The sequence below is a fragment of the Cupriavidus sp. 291-E7 genome (assembly GCF_057798835.1).
Window position 1 is genome coordinate 69,385 of the sequence record NZ_JBYOJV010000014.1, and the last position, 16,408, is coordinate 85,792.

Here is a 16,408-nt window from a genome sequence, read left to right on the forward strand (position 1 = left end):
ACCCAACGCCCGCAGGAAGGAGACTACCGTGCAGCGTACTACCGCAGGAAAGCGATCCCCGGCCGCGCGCAAGCGGCTGATCGAAGGTCTGATGACAACGCTGCTGGCCACGCCCCTGGGGCTGGCCGCGGCCCCCGCTTCGGGCGATGCCTCGCGCGACCAGATGCGCGACGCCGGCTGCCAGACGCTGACCCAGCGCGTGGCGGCCATCCCCGGCAACGGGCCTGTCATGTTGGCCAGCTATGAAGCAGCCCCCGGTGGCGATCCGCTGCCCGGCCCGCTCAAGGAGTCGGCGTTCGTCTACGACAACGCGCTGGCCGGCATCGCGCTGATCGCGTGCGGCCAGAAGGACGCTGCCCGACGCATCGCCGATGGCGTGGTGGCCGGCGTGACGCGCGACCGCCATTATTACGATGGCCGGATCCGCAATGCCTATCGTGCCGGCGCGGTGCCCGACGGCCCCGTGCCGATGCCGGGCTGGTGGGACACCAAGGCCAACCGCTGGTTCGAAGACCGGTATCAGGTTGGCACGGCCACCGGCAACGTGGCATGGGCCGCGCTGCTATTGCTGGCGACGTACGAGGCCACGCGCACCCCGCGCTACCTCGATACGGCGCGGACCATGATGGGCTGGGTCGACAAGGTCACGTACAACAGCGACGCACCGGCCGCGTTCATTGGCGGATTCTTCGGCCATGAGCCGTCGCCGCAGCGCCAGGGCTGGAAGTCAACGGAGCACAACGTCGATACGTACGCGGTGTTCCGCTGGCTGTCGCGCTACGACAGTGATCCGCGCTGGCGCACCGGCGCCGAGCGCTCGCGCAAGTTCGTCGAAACGATGTGGCAGCCAGGCGAAGGACGGTTTGCGATTGGCACGCGCGACGACGGCCGGACGTTGAACGATGGCCCGTCTGCGCTCGATGCATCGCTGTGGCCGCTGATTGCGATTCCCGATGCGGCCGGCAACTGGCAACGCGCTCTCACCTGGGCGCGCGCCAAGCACGGCGTCAAGGGCGGTTATGGATTCAACGCGAATCCGGATGGCATCTGGACCGAAGGCACCGGCCAGGCCGCGCTGGTGCTCCGCGCCAGCGGCCGGGATAGCGAGGCCGCACCACTCTGGCCGCTGCTGGTATCGCAGCGCGCGCCGTCGGGGATGCTGTTCGCCACACCCGAGACGCGCGTCGGCACCGGTCTGCAGATCGGGCCTGACTCGAAGACCAACGACTTCTTCTATTTCCATCTGCCGCACCTGGGGGCCACGGCCTGGGCAGTGCTGGCCGCGACGGGATGGAATCCATTTCAGCCTGGTGGCAATACACCCAAGGAGTAACGATGTTCGCCGACTTTCTAGATGGCAGCATGCTGGTCCAGATCAATGCTGGCGCATTGCTGATTGCCGTGCTCTGCCTGCGCGGCAACCGGCACCGCGCGGCGGACCGCTGGCTGTTTGGCCTGGCGGCGGCAGTTCTGCTGATCGTGTACTACGTCTGGCGCGTCACGCAGACGCTGCCCGATTGGCGCATGGAATTCCCGAGCATCTGGGCGCATGCCTTTCTCGGTTTCGAAACGCTGACGATTCTCTACACGCTGATTTCCATCGTCACGCTGACGCGCAAGACCGACCACAGCGCCGAGGCCGATGCCGGCGAGCAACGGTTGCGCGGAGACCGCGACGCACCGGGCGTGGACATTTTCATAGCCACCTATAACGAAGGGCTGGACGTACTGGAAAAAACCATCGTCGCGGCCAAGGCGCTCGACTATCTGAACTTTCGCGTCTGGGTGCTCGACGATACGCGGCGCGACTGGCTCAAGGATTTCTGCAAGAAGGTCGGCGTCAACTACGTGACCCGGCCCGACAACACCCATGCCAAGGCTGGCAACCTGAACAACGGCCTGCAGCACAGCGCGCTGATCGATGGCGGCGCCCCCTACATCATGGTGCTCGATGCCGACTTCGCACCGAACCGCAATATCCTGCTGCGCATCGTCGGCCTGTTCGACGACCCGCGCGTCGGCGTGGTGCAGACGCCCCAGTTCTACTACAACGCCGACCCCATCCAGTACAACCTGCGCTCCACCGAATGCTGGGTGGACGAGCAGCGCGCATTCTTCGATGTGATGCAGCCAGCCAAGGACGCATGGGACACCGCGTTCTGCATCGGCACGTCGTTCGTGGTGCGGCGCGAGGCGCTGGCCCATATCGGCGGCTTTCCGACTGGCACGGTGACGGAAGACATCCACCTGACCTACAAGCTGATGCCGTTCGGCTACGTCACGCGCTGGCTCAATGAGCGGCTCAGCGTGGGCCTGTCCGCCGAAGGGCTGCCCGAATACATCAGCCAGCGCAGCCGCTGGGGGCTGGGCACGATCCAGGTGGCGTTGACCGCCGATGGCCCGATGCGCGGCCGCGGCTACACGCTGCGTCAGCGCCTGCACTACGTGCACGGTCTGCTGCACTGGCTCAGCCGGCCATTCACGCTGATGCTGCTGGCCGGTCCGCTGCTCTACTGGTTCTTCAACGTACCGACCCTCTATGGCGATCCGATGCAGTTCCTGGCCTATGGCGTTCCGGCGCTGCTGTTGTACTGGGCGTACAGCATCTGGATTACGGACTCGCGCGCCATGCCGATCTTTACGGAGGTCACGCAGATCGTGGCCGCGATGGCGGTGACCGCAACGCTGGCAAGTGCCATGTTCAAGCCGTTCGGGCGGCCGTTCAAGGTCACCAACAAGGGCCTGGACCGATCCAGGCTGACGGTGCACGGCAAGTTTGCGGCGCTGTATGGCGCCCTGTTCTTCCTGTCGGCGATGGGTCTGGCGCGCGCCGTGGCCGCCGATGGCAACGCACCGGGCACCGTGTTCAACGTCGTGTGGACCGTGATTTCGATGGTCCTGTACCTGGCCTCGCTGCTGGTCTGCTTCGAATTGCCGCGCCCACGCAAGGAAGAACGCTTTCCGTTCCGCGCGGCGGGCCGCCTTCAGTTCTATGGCCCCGATGGCATCTCGCGCGAAGTGGACGGCGTGACACGCGACCTGTCCTGCAACGGCGTCGCGCTCGAATCGCACAGTGGCACCCGCGTGGAGGCTGGCGCCGTGGGTGCGTTCTGGCTCGCGCCGCTGGGCTGGATTCCGTGCCGCGTGGCCCGCACCGAGGGACAACTGATCGGGATCGCCCTGCTACCCGATATGGCGGTGCGGCACCGCCTGATCCGGCTGCTGTTCAGCGAGCCACCGCACAACATCGCGCATCGCGGCTTGCCCGGCACGGCCATCGTGCAGCTGCTGCGGCGCGCCTTTACCGGTTGATTCACGCTATGAAGACGACAACAATGCGCCTCTCCCCGAAAAATCCGCCGGTCCCGCGATGGAGCTTGGCCCTGCTGGTGCCATTGGCGCTGGCCGCGTGCACGCTGGAGCCAAAGTACGAGCGGCCAGATTCGCCCGTGGGCAATGCGTGGCCAACCGGCGCTGCGTACCAGACCACGCAGGGCGGCCAGAATCCCGCGCAGGCCCAGACGTCGGCGGCCAACCTCGGCTGGCAAGACTTCTTCACCGATCCGCGCCTGCGGCGGCTGATCGAGCTTGGGCTGGCCAACAACCGCGACCTGCGCGTGGCAACGCTGTCGATCGACGAGGCCCGCGCGTACTACCGCATCCGGCGCGCCGCGCAATTCCCAGCCGTCGATGCCAACGTCGGATTCAGCAGCACGCGCGTGACCGGAGACCTGCGGGCGCCCGGGCAGGACGCCGTCATCAATGCGTGGGGCGCCGGCGTTGGCTTCAGTTCGTTCGAACTCGATGTGTTCGGCCGCATCCGCAGCCTCAAGCATGAGTCGCTGGAACAATATCTGGCCATCGAGGAAGTGCGACGCAGCGCGCAGATCAGCCTGATCGGCGAAATCGCCAGCGCCTACCTGACGTGGCAGGCCGATCAGCAACTGCTGAAGCTGTCGCAGGACACGCTCAAGGTGCAGGAAGACGCCTCCGAGATGGTGCGCAAGAGCAAGCAGGCCGGCGGCATGGCCGCGATCGACCAGCATCGCACGCAGACGCAGGTGGAAACGGCGCGCGTGGACGTCGAGCAGTTCACGCGCCAGGTGGCGCAGGATGAAAACGCGCTGTCACTGCTGATCGGTGGCCCATTGCCGGCCGATCTGCCGCCCGCGCAACCGTTCGATGGCAACTCGTTCGTTGCCGAGCTGCCGGCGGGGCTGCCGTCGGCCCTGCTTGAACAGCGGCCGGACATCATGGCGGCCGAGCATCGGCTCAAAGCCGCCAACGCCAATATCGGCGCGGCGCGTGCGGCGTTCTTCCCGCGTGTTTCGCTGACGGCCGGCATCGGCCTGGCCAGCACCACGCTGGCGGGGCTGTTCACCGGCGGCGCCGCCTGGGCGTTCGCGCCACAGGTTACGCTGCCGATCTTCAATGCCGGCGCCAACCAGGCAAACCTCGACGCGTCAAAGGTGCGCAAGGAAATCAACGTTGCCCAGTACGAGCGCACCATCCAGGGCGCATTCCGCGAGGTGTCCGACGGGCTGGCCGCGCGCGGCACCTATGATCGGCAAACCGCCGCGCAACAGTCGCTGCAGAAGGAAGTTGCCGAGACCCGGCGACTGGCCGAAATGCGCTTCAAGAACGGCGTGGATGACTACTTCCCGGTCTTCGACGCGCAGCGCCAGCAGTACGAGGCCCAGAAGAAGCTGGTCACGATCCAGCTTGCGCGGCTGACCAGCCGGGCGCAGTTGTACAAGGCGCTTGGCGGCGGATGGTCGCAACAGACCGTCACCGACCAGGCACCGGTGGCGAGCAAGGCTGCGCCAGCGCGTGGTGCGGCACCGCAAGCGGCGGCAGCTCCGGCACCGGCACCAGCCACGCCGGTCGCCCAGACTAAAACGCAACCGCCGAAGCCCGCCCCTGTCGCGCAGGCCGCTCCGACCCTCGCCGCGCAAGCCGCGCCAGCCCCTGTCGCACAAGCCGCTCCCGCACCGCAGCCACAGCCGCAGCGGAGTGCCCCCGAACCGGCAATCCCCGCCGCGCTGCGAGGGGCGCCGGACGTCACCGCGACGCCATCGGCGCCAGGTCCGGCAGCGTCGGTAGCGGGAGCCGGGTCATAACAAGTGAGTAGGGCCCGCGTGCAAGGTGGGTTGTCTCCCTTCTCCCGCGACGCGGGCCAGGGGGAGACAACACCCGTCCGCCTACCCTACGAACGCCCCCGGCACCGGATCTTCGCCAAGCGCCTGCAATAGCACGGCCCAGTGCATCGCCTCGTCACCGAGGATGCTGCCGGCCGCCTTGCTCAGCTCGCGGTTGTAAAAACTCGGCAGCACGCCCAGATACGCGGCGGTGGCGCCCTTTTCCAGCCCGGCGGCAAAGCGCAGCACATCGGCCTGGGATTTCAGTTGCTCGGCCGGAAAGCTGTATTCCTTGGTTGCCCGCGCCTTCACGGGCTTGCCACCGAGCTTTTCCACGGTGCCGGCCAGCACCTGCGCATGCGCCTTGTGATGGGTCTGGAATTTCACCGCGGTGTCGAGCACGGGCTTCTGCAGCAGGCCGCTTTCGGCGCCCACCTGATAGGCCGCGATTGCCTGGTATTCCAGCCCCAGCGCGGTGTTCAGGATATCGATGTCGTCATGCGTGCTGCCGGATTTTGTCTGCCCCCAGGCGGGCATGGCCTCACCCAGCGCCACCGCCGCCAGCGTGCCCAGCGCAAACGCGCCGGGGGCCATCAGCCAGCCACGGCGCATCAGATTTGGCGCCACCCGGGCATCCGTGTCAGACAGGCTGCCGGACAGATCATGACGCGGCACCGACACGTCAGGTTTCGTTTCCATGAGAGTCCTCCTTTGATGGGACGATGGATCCACGCGGCCCGACGAGCCGCGTTACCGGCTTATACGCACGCATCGGGCGTGTGGATGCACCCCGCGTGCCTATAATCGGATCACCCCTCCGCCCGGAGCCGCACGTGGCCCTGCCCTCACCGCTGCCCGACGACCCAGACCCGCTCGAAGCGCTGCTCGCGCGTGTGGCCATTGGCGACCGTCTGGCGCTGCGGGCGATCTACGACCAGTCGGCATCGAAACTGTTTGGCCTCGCGCTGCGTATCACTGGTAAGCGAGACCTGGCGGAGGACGTGGTGCAGGAGAGTTTTGTCAGCATCTGGCATCATGCGGCCGACTATCGGCCGCAGTTGGCCGCGCCGATGACGTGGATGACCACCATCGTCCGCAACCGCGCCCTCGATGCGCTGCGCCGCACGGCCGCCGCGCGCCTGGCCACGGCGACGCCGCTCGACGATGCGCCGGAAGCCGATCTTGCCGATGAAGCGGCCGGCCCCGCCGAGCTGGCGCAGGCCAGCCAGCAGGCCCGGGCGCTGAACCGTTGCCTCCAGCGGCTGGACCAAGGCCAGCGCCAGGCCATCGTGCTGGCCTACCTGCAGGACCTGAGCCATTCCGAGCTGTCCGAACGGATGCACGCGCCACTGGGCACCATCAAATCCTGGATTCGCCGTGGACTTGAGCGTCTGCGCGCCTGTCTGGAGTCCGCACCATGAACCTTGCCCGCAATCCGGACCTGCTCGATCGCATGGCGGCGCAATATGCGTTGGGCGTGCTGCGAGGCGGCGCGCGCCGCCGCATGGAGCAACTGGCGCGGCAGGAGCCAGCGGTGCACGCCGCCATCGCCCATTGGCAACGCAGGCTGGCGGGCGTGGCGGAACTTCACGCGCCGGCCGTGCCGGTGGAAGCGGTCTGGTGCGGCATCGAAAGCCGTCTGGGCTGGAAAATGGAGGACGCCCGGCCGGCGGCTCCGGCGGCCGCACCGCGCCCCAAGCCAGCCGGCTGGGCCGGATGGTGGCAGATGCCCGCCTTCTGGCGCATGACGACAGCCGCCTTCGCGGTCACTGCCGTGGTGGCGCTGGTGGGCACGCTGGGCCGCTGGGAATCGGCGCCCCCGTCCCAGGGCGTGGTGGTGGCCGTGCTGCAGTCGCAGCAAGCGCAGCCGGCCATGCTGGTGAGCTGGGATGCCAGGGGGCGTGCGCTGGTGGTGCGCCGCGTCGACGATCTGCCGCTCAGCGCGCAGCAGGCCCTGCAACTGTGGGCGCTGCCGGATGGTGGCAAGCCGAAGTCGCTTGGCGTGATCGGCCATGCGCGCGAAGCACGCCTGCCGCTGGATGCGCTGCCGGCCAATGTGTCCGCGCTGGCCGTCAGCGTCGAACCGCCCGGCGGATCGCCCAATCCCGACGGGCCGAGCGGCCCGGTGGTGTTCCAGGGGGCGATGCTCAAGACGCCAGCCTGAGCCGCCGCTCTCCGCTAAAATCCACGCCAGAAACTTATCCCCCAAGGCTTGCAGCGTGGCACTTCAGCAGGGTTTCATCCTGACCCGACATTGGCGCGACACCCCCGCCGGCACGGAAGTCGAATTCTGGCTGGCGACCGACGATGGCCCGCGCCGCCTGCGTCTGCCCTATCAGCCGTCCACCGCGTTCATCCCCGAGCTGCAGCGCGGCGCGGCGGAGGCATTGCTGCAGGGCGAACGCGACGTGGTGCTGCGCCCGCTGCAGTTGCAGGACTTTCAGCATCGTCCGGTGCTGGGCCTGTACTGCCAGCAGCATCGGCAACTGATCAAGATCGACAAGTCGCTGCGCGAAGCCGGTGTCGATGTCTATGAGGCCGACGTCCGGCCGCCGGAGCGCTACCTGATGGAGCGCTTCATCACCGCGCCGGTCTGGTTCGATGGCGATGCCGGCGCCGATGGGGTGCTGCGCAACGCCCAGATGAAGCCCGCGGCCGATTACCGCCCCGCCCTTCGGCTGGCATCGCTAGACATCGAGACCAATGCGTTCGGCGACCTCTATTCGATTGCGCTGGAAGGCTGCGGCCAGCGGCAGGTCTATATGCTTGGCGCGGCGCCGCAGCAAACGCCGCCCGATATCGACTTCGCGCTCGAATACTGCGCCACGCGCCAGCAGTTGATCGAGCGGCTCAACGACTGGCTCGCCCGCCACGACCCCGATGCCATCATTGGCTGGAACCTCGTGCGGTTCGACCTGCGCGTGCTGCGCGAGCATGCCCGGCAGTTTCAGATGCCGCTGCGCCTGGGGCGTGGCGGCGCCGAGATGGAATGGCGCGAACACAACCAGCAGCAGCACTACTTTGCGGGTGCCGCCGGCCGGCTGGTGATCGATGGCATCGAGGCGCTGCGCTCGGCCACGTGGAGCTTTCCGTCGTTCAGTCTCGAAGCCGTGGCGCAGACGCTGCTGGGCGAAGGCAAGTCGATCGACAATCCGTACGACCGCATGGACGAGATCGACCGGATGTTCGCCGAGGACAAGCCCGCGCTGGCGCGCTATAACCTGCGCGACTGCGAACTGGTGACGCGCATCTTCGAGAAGACGGAGTTGCTGCACTTCCTGCTGGAACGCGCCACCGTGACGGGCCTGCCGGCCGATCGCAGCGGTGGATCGGTGGCGGCGTTCACGCATCTGTACATGCCGCTGATGCATCGCCAGGGATACGTGGCGCCTAACCTCGGCGAGAAGGCACCCGAGGCCAGCCCAGGCGGTTTTGTCATGGATTCGCGCCCCGGACTCTATGAATCGGTGCTCGTGCTCGACTACAAAAGCCTGTACCCGTCGATCATCCGCACCTTCCTGATCGATCCAATCGGGCTGGTCGAGGGTCTGGCACATCCCGACGACGCCGATTCGGTGCCCGGCTTCCGGGGCGCGCGGTTTTCTCGCACCAGGCACTGCCTGCCCGCCATCGTGTCGCGCGTCTGGCAAGGCCGTGAAGCCGCCAAGCGCGACAAGAACAAGCCCTTGTCGCAGGCGCTCAAGATCATCATGAATGCGTTCTACGGCGTGCTCGGGTCCAGCGGCTGCCGGTTTTTCGATCCCCGCCTGGCATCGTCGATCACGATGCGTGGGCACGAGATCATGCGGCAGACGCGCCAGCTGATCGAAGCGCGCGGCTACGAGGTGATCTACGGCGACACCGATTCCACATTCGTCTGGCTGCGCCGCGCACGGACCGAGGACGACGCGGCCGAGATCGGCCGCAGCCTGGTGGCCTATGTCAACGACTGGTGGCGCGACCACCTTTGGCAGACCTACGGTCTGGAAAGCGCACTGGAGCTTCAGTTCGAAACGCACTTCCGCCGCTTTCTGATGCCGACGATCCGTGGCACCGACCTCGGTAGCAAGAAGCGGTATGCGGGCCAGGTGGCGCGGCAGGACGGCAAGGCGGAGATGGTCTTCAAGGGGCTGGAAACCGTGCGCACGGACTGGTCGCCGCTGGCGCAGCAGTTCCAGCAGACGCTTTACGAGAAAATCTTCAACCGCGAACCGTACCAGGACTACGTGCGCGATACGGTGCGGCGAACGCTGGCCGGAGAGCTGGACGCGCAACTCGTCTACCGCAAGCGCCTGCGCCGCCAGCTCGACGAGTATCAGCGCAACGTGCCGCCGCACGTGCGCGCCGCGCGCATCGCCGACGACTACAACGAACGGCATGGCCGCCCGAAGCAATACCAGAACGGCGGCTGGATCAGCTACCTGATGACGGTGGCGGGCCCGGAACCGCTGGAAACACGCGCCGCGCCGATCGACTATGACCACTACGTCACGCGCCAGCTACAGCCGATTGCCGATGCGATCCTGCCGTTCCTGGACGACGATTTCGAGACGCTGCTGACCGGCCAGATGGCCCTGTTTCCGCAATGAAGCGGGTAAAGGCAGGGTTATTGCTGCATCGCGGCAGCGCTGCAAACCGCTAGAATGGGCCGGATCTGCCGATAAGAGAATCCGAAGAGACTTCCTCTGCGTTCCATGTCCTCCGCCGCTCCCACTCCCGCTCCCGCTTCCACCGATCCAACCCGTTCCAAGGCCATGCGCTTTGCCGCCAGCATGCTGGTGCTGCGCGATGGCGCCCAGGGGATGGAAATCCTGATGATGCGCCGCCCCCAGCGCGACGACGACCGTAGCGCCGGCGCCTATGTCTTTCCGGGCGGCGTGCTCGATCCACAGGACGCCGCGCTGCATCCGCTGTGTGCCGGGCTGGATGACCCCGCGGCCAGCGCGCGGCTCCAGGTAGACGCGAACGGGCTGGACTATTACCTGTGCGCGATCCGCGAAGCCTTCGAGGAAGCCGGCCTGCTGTATGCCTACGACGCCGACGGCCAGGTCGCGCGGCTCGACGAGCTGGACGCCGGTGTCCGCCAGCAACTGCGTGAAGCCGCCGCTTATGGCGGCAAGGGGCTGGCGCACGTCTGCGAAATGCTCGGCCTGAGACTCGCCGTCGACAAGCTGGCCTATTGCGCCTACTGGCTGACGCCGCCGGGTCTGCCGAAGCGCTTCGACACGCGCTTTTTCATGGCGCTGCTGCCGGCTGGCCAGACTGCGATCCATGATGGCGTGGAAGCCTTGGAGCATCGATGGATGCGTCCGGCCGATGTCATCGATCCGGCCAACAATCTCACGCTGGTCAACGCCACGCGCAAGATTCTGCAGTCGATCGCCCATTTCAGGACGGCACAGGAGTGCTTCGATTTTGCCAGGCAGCAGCGCAGCATCGCGCTGGTGATGCCGCGCCTGGCGCACGGTCCCAAGGGCCAGCGTCCGGTCATGCCCGAGGAACCCTGCTACGCGGAGATCGCCCGCATCGACCCCGACGGCGCCGGTCATGCGCGCTATGCACTGGAGCCTGGGCTGGCCGTGAAGCTATCCGAACGGATCTGGCGCGTCACGGCCAACAACGGCAACGTGATGACCGGGCCGGGCACCAACACCTATTTCGTCGCCGGTGCCGACAATTGCTGGGCCGTGATCGATCCTGGCCCGGAAGACGCCGCGCATTTCGACGCGGTCATGGCGGCCGCACCGGGACCCGTGAAGTGGATTCTGGTCACGCATACGCACCTTGACCATTCGCCGGGCACGGTCCGCGTGCGCCAGGCCACATCGGCGCCGGTATGGGGGCGCACGACGGAGGTGAAAGACCGGCAGGACCAGACCTTCCGCCCGGACCATATGCCCGAACATGGCGGCCGCATCGTGCTCGGCGCGCAGACCACGTTGCGCGTGGTGCATACGCCGGGGCATGCGTCGAACCACCTCTGCTTTCTGCTGGAAGAGGAAAAGACGCTGTTTACGGGTGACCACGTGATGCAGGGCTCGACGGTGGTCATCAACCCGCCCGATGGCGACATGCGCGCCTATCTGGCGTCACTGCATGCGCTGCTGGACGAGGATATCGAATGGATCGCGCCGGGCCACGGCTTTCTGATGCCGCGACCGCATGACGCGATCCGGCTGCTGATCCGCCATCGCATGCAACGCGAGGCCAAGGTGCTGAACGCGCTGCGGGCTTTGGCACCGACGGATGTCGGCACGCTGGTAGCCAGCGTCTATGACGACGTGCCCGAGAGCAAGCATCCGATAGCGCTGCGGTCCTTGATGGCGCATCTGCGGAAGCTGGAGGCCGATGGGGTGGTCAGCGAAGCGGACGGGGTCTGGGCGCTGCTGTAGGGGCTGAAGGCTGCTGGGGGGATTGAAGGCTGCTGGGGGGATTGAGACGCTGGCCCTCTCCCCCGGCCCCTCTCCCGCACGCGGGAGAGGGGAGAAAACCAGCGGTGATAGAACCCGCAGGCACGCGGCGGAGAGGAGAAAACCGGCGGTGATATGGACTCACCGGCATGCGGTAGAGGCGAGAAAACCAGCGGCAATAGATATGCCCGTGGTGTGCTCCCCTCTCCCGCATAGCGGGAGAGGGGCCGGGGGAGAGGGCCGGGCGCGTCAAACTGCCCCGACCCCACACATCAACGCGGCTGCGCCAGGCTCACCAGTGCCTTCACATCGGCTGCGCCACCCAACTTCCAGCACGCCGCAATCAGATCCGCAACCTGCCCAGATCCCAGCACCGGATCAGCCAGCGCGTGGAATTTGGCATCGAGATTCTGATCGGTCATCGGACGCTGCAGCGACCCGATGGCATGCTCGACGTGCACGTCCACCTTGCGCCCGTCCTTGAGCGTTGCCTTGACGAAAGCGGCCGCCTCGTCGACGCTGGCATCGGCGGTAGCCACGACCTTGCGGCGCAGCGCCACCACGTCGTCGCGCGTGACGATATGGTCGGAGAATTCCTCCTCCCCTGCCCGGCCGAAGATCAGCCCCGCCGCGCAACCGTGATAGACGCTGAACTTCGCCAGCAGTCCGTCAGACGGCTCTTTCTTTCCAGTCAGTTCCAGCACCAGCGGATGCACGCGCAGTTCGATCTGCTCGACATCCTCGGGCTTTACACCCTGCTCGCGCAGTTGCACGCAGGCGTCGATGCTCGGATGAATCACGATGCCGCATGCAAACGGCTTGTAGGTATTGAAAGAAATCTCGAAGCGTTGGCCAAGCTCGTCGGTGATTTCGTTCCAGTCCGCCTTGCTTGAGATCACCTGCATGAAGCCGCGCGGTGCTTCCAGCGCGCGGCCGCTGGACGTGTAGCCGTGCTTCGCCAGCAGCGCCGACATCAGGCCAGCACGCGCCGCGCCACCCGGATGGAAAGGCTTGGTCATCGTGCCGAATTGCTCGCGCAGGCCCACCGGTTGCGAGGCCGCAATGCCCAGCGCCATCGTCGTGCGCTCTTCGTCCAGGCCAAGCAGCCGCGAGCAGGCTGCGGCGGCGCCGAGCATGCCCGTGGAACCGGTGATATGCCAGCCACGATCGTAGTGGTCGGGATACATCGCATTGCCGACGCGGCACGCCACATCGATACCGAGGACCAGTGCATCGATGACCGCGCGACCGCTGGCACCCGTGTGTTCGGCCAGCGCCAGTGCGGCCGAAGCGACCGGACCCGCCGGATGGATGATGGTCTTCAGATGCGTGTCGTCGAAGTCAAACGTGTGCGAAGTGATGCCGTTGACCAGCGCCGCGCTGGCCATGTCCACCTTCGTGCGGCTGCCCAGCACGGTAGCCTGCGCCGCCGGCTGCAGTTCGGCCACCGCGGCCAGCGCGGCGTCCGCCGAGGCGTGTTGCGCGGCACCGACCGCACAACCCAGCCAGTTCATGAAGGTGCGATGGGCTTCGTGGTCCACTGCATCGCTCCAGCCTTTCGACGGATGCGTGGCGACAAATTTGCCGAGGATGCGCGTGACCGGCGGGGCGTTGTGGTCGGCAGCGACGTGGGTATTACGGGCCATGAATCAAAACTCCTTGTGCGGGAATACGGGTGTAAATCAGGTATCGAGATGGATGCCGCGTGCCTTGGCGAGTTCGCTCCAGCGTTTGACCTCGCTGGCGATGTACTGGCGGAACTGGTCCGGTGTCATCGGTTGCGGGTCCAGCGCCTCGGCCGCGAGCTTTTCCTTGAAATCGGGGGTCTTGAGCACGGTGGTCAGCGCACTGTTGAGCCGCGTCACCACATCGGGCGGAATGCCGGCCGGGCCGACCACGCCATACCACTGCATTGCATCGAAGCCCTTCATGCCGGCCTCTTCCAGCGTCGGCACGTCGGGCAGCAGCGGATGCCGCTTGCTGCCGGTTACGGCCAGCGGCTTGACGCGACCCGAGCGGATGTTGGGCAAGGCTGCAGCCAGGCCGGGGAACATCGCCTGCGTCTGACCGCCGATCAGATCGGTAAAGGCCGGAGCAATCCCGCGATAGGCCGCGTGCGTCAGCTTCACGCCAGCCTGCTGGGCGAACAGTTCCATCGTCAGGTGCGTGAGCGATCCCGGTCCGGCCGATCCATACGCCACCGGCTGCTTCTTTGCGTAGGCGATAAAGGCGGCCAGGCTGGTGGCGGGCACGTTGGCGTTGATCACCAGCACGTTGGGCGTGCCGCCGATCATGCCGATGGGCGTGAAGTCCTTGACGGGGTCATACGGCACGCGCCGCGTGGCCGGGTTGGTGCCATGCGTGGCCACATAGCCCTGCATCAGCGTGTAGCCATCGGGCGAGGCCTTGCTGGTCATCTGGCAGGCAATGACGCCACCGCCACCGGCCTGGTTCTCGACCACGATCGACTGGCCCAGCACCTTCGCCCAGCGCTCGGCCACGGTGCGGCCAACGAGGTCCGACCCACCGCCGGCGGACACCGGCACCACATAGCGGATCGGCTTGCTCGGAAAAGTGTCCTGCGCTTCAGTCAGGCCAGGCACGGCCAGCAGCATCGCGCTGGCCTTGATCAGGGTACGACGTTTCGGGTTCATGTCTCCTCCAGGTGCGCCTCTCATTGGTGGCGTCTTGCTCGTGGATGCCACGCATCATCGCCTCCCGGTGCTAGACTGTGAATTGCAAATTTCCTCATTATTGATGCAAGGCTTGCATGAATTTCAATCTGGCGGACCTGCGCGCCTTCGTGGCCGTGGCGGAACTGAGCAGCTTCCGGGCGGCGGCTGGCGAATTGCATCTGTCGCAGCCGGCGCTGTCGCGGCGTATCGAGAAACTCGAAGATGCGCTCGGTGTCCGTCTGTTTGACCGCACAACCCGTTCGGTGGAGATGACCGCCGTGGGGCGGGAGTTTTCGCGCAAGGCGCGCGAACTGCTCAACGGGCTGGAGGAGTCGCTGATGGGAATCCGCGACGTCGCCACGCGCGTAACTGGCGAGGTGACCGTGGCCTGCGTGCCATCGGCGGTGCGTTACTTCCTGCCGGCGGTTCTGCGGCAGTACCACGCGCTGTATCCGCGCATCGTGGTACGGCTGATCGACGAAGGCGCCAACGATGTCTTGAACCTGGTGGTGCGCAACGAAGCCGACTTCGGACTCAACTACATCGGCACGCAGGAACCGGACGTGGATTTCGAACCCGTCCTGAAGGAACCGTTCGTGGTGGCCTGCGCGCCGGACCACCCGCTGGCACGCAAGCGCAAGGTGACCTGGGCCGAGCTGGGCCAGTACGACTACATGACCGTGGGCAAGGCCAGCGGAAACCGCATGTTGTTGGACCTGGCGCTCGGCAATGTGCCGACGCGCCCGCAGTGGTATTGCGAAGTGCGCCACGTGACCACGCTGGTGGGCCTGGTGGAAGCCGGCATGGGCATCGCCGCCGTGCCCCGGCTCGCGATGCCGCCGGGAAAGCATCCCACGCTGACCAGCGTGCCGCTCGTGGACCCTGTGGTCGAACGCACCGTCGGGCTGATCCGCAAGCGCGGGCGGTCCCTTTCGCCCGCGGCGCAGCAGCTTTACGACATGCTGTTGTCTGCCAACGCAGCAATCGCTCCGGTCAGGCAGCGCACCAGGCAAGCGCCCGGTCGTAGGACGAGTTCACGTTTAAAGCCGGACACTCCGTAAGCTCGTCGAAAGGTTGTGAAATATCTGGATACCTTGATGAGCTTGGCTGGGCTGCCGCGCGCTGCCTACAGTGATCGCATCGAGACCACGTCGCGAGCGCTGCCATGTCCAGATTCCTTGCCCCACTGCTGGTGACGCTGGCTGCGTCGATGGCCGCTTCGGGCGCGGCGCAGGCCGTCACCAAGTGCGAAAACGAGCGTGACACGCTCTATACGTCGGGCGCCTGCCCCGCCGGCTATACCAATGTCACGAATTCGATGCGGGGCAGCGTGACCACTGTCACCAAGTCCGCCAAGGTCCTCAACGACGAACAGGCCTATCTGAAGAACCGCGCGCAGATGGCCACGCAGATCCAGAACTGGGACGCGCGTGAAGACGAAATGGACTGGCGCGCCCAGAATGCGTTCTGGAACCAGTGTCGCGCGCTGGAGTTCCAGGTCCGCGCCGCCGAACGCGCGATGCACCACACCGAGTACTGGAGCTACGCGGACCGCTATCGTGACACCGTCAATGCGCTGCGTGCCGAGCAATACGGCATGGGTTGCTTCTTCTGATCGCGTCGATTGCAGGCTTGATTGCAGGCTTGTTTGAGCGGTCGAAATCTTTCAGATGTATGGACATAGCATGTTCATCCAACTAAACATCGCATCTTCTGCCGATATTAATTGCGCTTAGATCGGCATACAGAAAATTTCAGGCGAAATCGGGTCGGAATCACGTCTGGTGTCACATACAATCCGTTCCCATCCGGCCCGCCACGCTGTCCTGCATCGTTCCGGAATCAACGTGGCACTGCGGTCGCAACCTACTCCTGTGAAGAAACATGCTGACTCTCACTGCGATCGTTGCGTATATGCTGGCCTGCATCGTTGCACTGGCTTTCGGTGTTCGCTGGATGATCAAGAACGACCCCCTGCTCAAGCAGCAGCAATTCCTGGATACCTCTTCAGGCCGGCGTGACGATACGCCTCGCTGACGCGACTTATCCCACGCACCAGAATCATTGCTTTACCCGAAACGCCGGTCCACGAGACCGGCGTTTTGTTTTGCGCCACCTTTTGTTTTGTGCCACCAGTACCGCGCCCGTCACGTACATCCGTCCTACAGGCGGACCCGTTGCACAC

13 protein-coding genes are annotated in these 16,408 nt (G+C 65.8%); 10 read left to right on the forward strand and 3 right to left on the reverse strand.

The annotated features are described in order from the left end of the window. Positions 1–91: 91 nt before the first annotated feature. The 3 genes from AC3FLX_RS22965 to AC3FLX_RS22975 are packed head-to-tail and all read left to right on the forward strand — an operon-like array spanning position 92 to position 5,120. Positions 92–1,333 (forward strand): hypothetical protein, encoded by a 1,242-nt coding sequence (locus AC3FLX_RS22965; RefSeq protein WP_488699733.1) that lies wholly within the window; start codon positions 92–94, stop codon positions 1,331–1,333. A 2-nt stretch (positions 1,334–1,335) separates the two neighbouring features. After that, the gene (locus AC3FLX_RS22970; protein ID WP_488699631.1) at positions 1,336–3,312 is read left to right on the forward strand and encodes a glycosyltransferase; all 1,977 of its coding nucleotides are present in this window, start codon (positions 1,336–1,338) and stop codon (positions 3,310–3,312) included. Between the two features lie 23 nt (positions 3,313–3,335). Beyond that, positions 3,336–5,120 (forward strand): efflux transporter outer membrane subunit, encoded by a 1,785-nt coding sequence (locus AC3FLX_RS22975; RefSeq protein ID WP_488699734.1) that lies wholly within the window; start codon positions 3,336–3,338, stop codon positions 5,118–5,120. An 81-nt stretch (positions 5,121–5,201) separates the two neighbouring features. Here the strand turns inward: AC3FLX_RS22975 and AC3FLX_RS22980 are convergent, their stop codons facing one another. Continuing rightward, positions 5,202–5,837, reverse strand: coding sequence for a ferritin-like domain-containing protein (locus AC3FLX_RS22980; protein WP_488699632.1), 636 nt, complete (start codon positions 5,835–5,837; stop codon positions 5,202–5,204). A gap of 134 nt (positions 5,838–5,971) precedes the next feature. On the opposite strand from AC3FLX_RS22980, the gene AC3FLX_RS22985 reads away from it, so the two are divergent. The 4 genes from AC3FLX_RS22985 (at position 5,972) to AC3FLX_RS23000 (ending at position 11,530) form a co-directional block, all read left to right on the forward strand. Continuing rightward, positions 5,972–6,559, forward strand: coding sequence for an RNA polymerase sigma factor (locus AC3FLX_RS22985; RefSeq protein WP_488699633.1), 588 nt, complete (start codon positions 5,972–5,974; stop codon positions 6,557–6,559). Beyond that, positions 6,556–7,302 carry an anti-sigma factor gene (locus AC3FLX_RS22990; protein ID WP_488699634.1) on the forward strand — a complete coding sequence of 249 codons (747 nt, stop codon included), beginning with the start codon at positions 6,556–6,558 and terminating at the stop codon, positions 7,300–7,302. Before AC3FLX_RS22985 ends, AC3FLX_RS22990 begins: the two co-directional genes overlap by 4 nt. A 55-nt stretch (positions 7,303–7,357) precedes the next feature. Further along, entirely contained in the window at positions 7,358–9,727 is a 2,370-nt protein-coding gene (locus AC3FLX_RS22995) for a DNA polymerase II (protein WP_488699635.1), read from the forward strand. Positions 9,728–9,832: 105 nt separating this feature from the next. Beyond that, a complete protein-coding gene (locus tag AC3FLX_RS23000; protein WP_488699636.1) occupies positions 9,833–11,530 on the forward strand; it encodes an MBL fold metallo-hydrolase in 1,698 nt (565 codons plus the stop codon). A gap of 290 nt (positions 11,531–11,820) precedes the next feature. Here AC3FLX_RS23000 and AC3FLX_RS23005 read toward each other — a convergent pair whose 3' ends face one another. Together AC3FLX_RS23005 and AC3FLX_RS23010 are read right to left on the reverse strand one after the other, a co-directional pair. Next, positions 11,821–13,194, reverse strand: coding sequence for an MmgE/PrpD family protein (locus AC3FLX_RS23005; protein ID WP_488699637.1), 1,374 nt, complete (start codon positions 13,192–13,194; stop codon positions 11,821–11,823). Positions 13,195–13,230: 36 nt separating this feature from the next. Beyond that, complete coding sequence (locus AC3FLX_RS23010; RefSeq protein ID WP_488699638.1) at positions 13,231–14,202, reverse strand: Bug family tripartite tricarboxylate transporter substrate binding protein; 972 nt, start codon at positions 14,200–14,202, stop codon at positions 13,231–13,233. Between the two features lie 116 nt (positions 14,203–14,318). Between AC3FLX_RS23010 and AC3FLX_RS23015 the strand changes: the two genes are divergently transcribed. From AC3FLX_RS23015 to AC3FLX_RS23025, 3 genes are all read left to right on the forward strand, one after another. Next, positions 14,319–15,284, forward strand: a complete 966-nt coding sequence (locus AC3FLX_RS23015) for a LysR family transcriptional regulator (RefSeq protein ID WP_488699639.1) — start codon at positions 14,319–14,321, stop codon at positions 15,282–15,284. A gap of 104 nt (positions 15,285–15,388) precedes the next feature. Continuing rightward, complete coding sequence (locus tag AC3FLX_RS23020) at positions 15,389–15,838, forward strand: hypothetical protein (RefSeq protein ID WP_488699640.1); 450 nt, start codon at positions 15,389–15,391, stop codon at positions 15,836–15,838. Positions 15,839–16,107: 269 nt separating this feature from the next. After that, the gene (locus AC3FLX_RS23025; RefSeq protein WP_488699641.1) at positions 16,108–16,260 is read left to right on the forward strand and encodes a hypothetical protein; all 153 of its coding nucleotides are present in this window, start codon (positions 16,108–16,110) and stop codon (positions 16,258–16,260) included. The last annotated feature ends 148 nt before the right edge of the window (positions 16,261–16,408 follow it).

What these genes read in the sequence shown, in the direction of transcription:
- AC3FLX_RS22965 (WP_488699733.1), top strand. Translation starts at nt 92, where the DNA reads ATGACAACGCTGCTGGCCACGCCCCTGGGGCTGGCCGCGGCCCCCGCT.
- AC3FLX_RS22970 (WP_488699631.1), top strand. Translation starts at nt 1,336, where the DNA reads ATGTTCGCCGACTTTCTAGATGGCAGCATGCTGGTCCAGATCAATGCT.
- AC3FLX_RS22975 (WP_488699734.1), top strand. Translation starts at nt 3,336, where the DNA reads ATGCGCCTCTCCCCGAAAAATCCGCCGGTCCCGCGATGGAGCTTGGCC.
- AC3FLX_RS22980 (WP_488699632.1), bottom strand. Translation starts at nt 5,837, where the DNA reads ATGGAAACGAAACCTGACGTGTCGGTGCCGCGTCATGATCTGTCCGGC.
- AC3FLX_RS22990 (WP_488699634.1), top strand. Translation starts at nt 6,556, where the DNA reads ATGAACCTTGCCCGCAATCCGGACCTGCTCGATCGCATGGCGGCGCAA.
- AC3FLX_RS23000 (WP_488699636.1), top strand. Translation starts at nt 9,833, where the DNA reads ATGTCCTCCGCCGCTCCCACTCCCGCTCCCGCTTCCACCGATCCAACC.
- AC3FLX_RS23005 (WP_488699637.1), bottom strand. Translation starts at nt 13,194, where the DNA reads ATGGCCCGTAATACCCACGTCGCTGCCGACCACAACGCCCCGCCGGTC.
- AC3FLX_RS23010 (WP_488699638.1), bottom strand. Translation starts at nt 14,202, where the DNA reads ATGAACCCGAAACGTCGTACCCTGATCAAGGCCAGCGCGATGCTGCTG.
- AC3FLX_RS23015 (WP_488699639.1), top strand. Translation starts at nt 14,319, where the DNA reads ATGAATTTCAATCTGGCGGACCTGCGCGCCTTCGTGGCCGTGGCGGAA.
- AC3FLX_RS23020 (WP_488699640.1), top strand. Translation starts at nt 15,389, where the DNA reads ATGTCCAGATTCCTTGCCCCACTGCTGGTGACGCTGGCTGCGTCGATG.
- AC3FLX_RS23025 (WP_488699641.1), top strand. Translation starts at nt 16,108, where the DNA reads ATGCTGACTCTCACTGCGATCGTTGCGTATATGCTGGCCTGCATCGTT.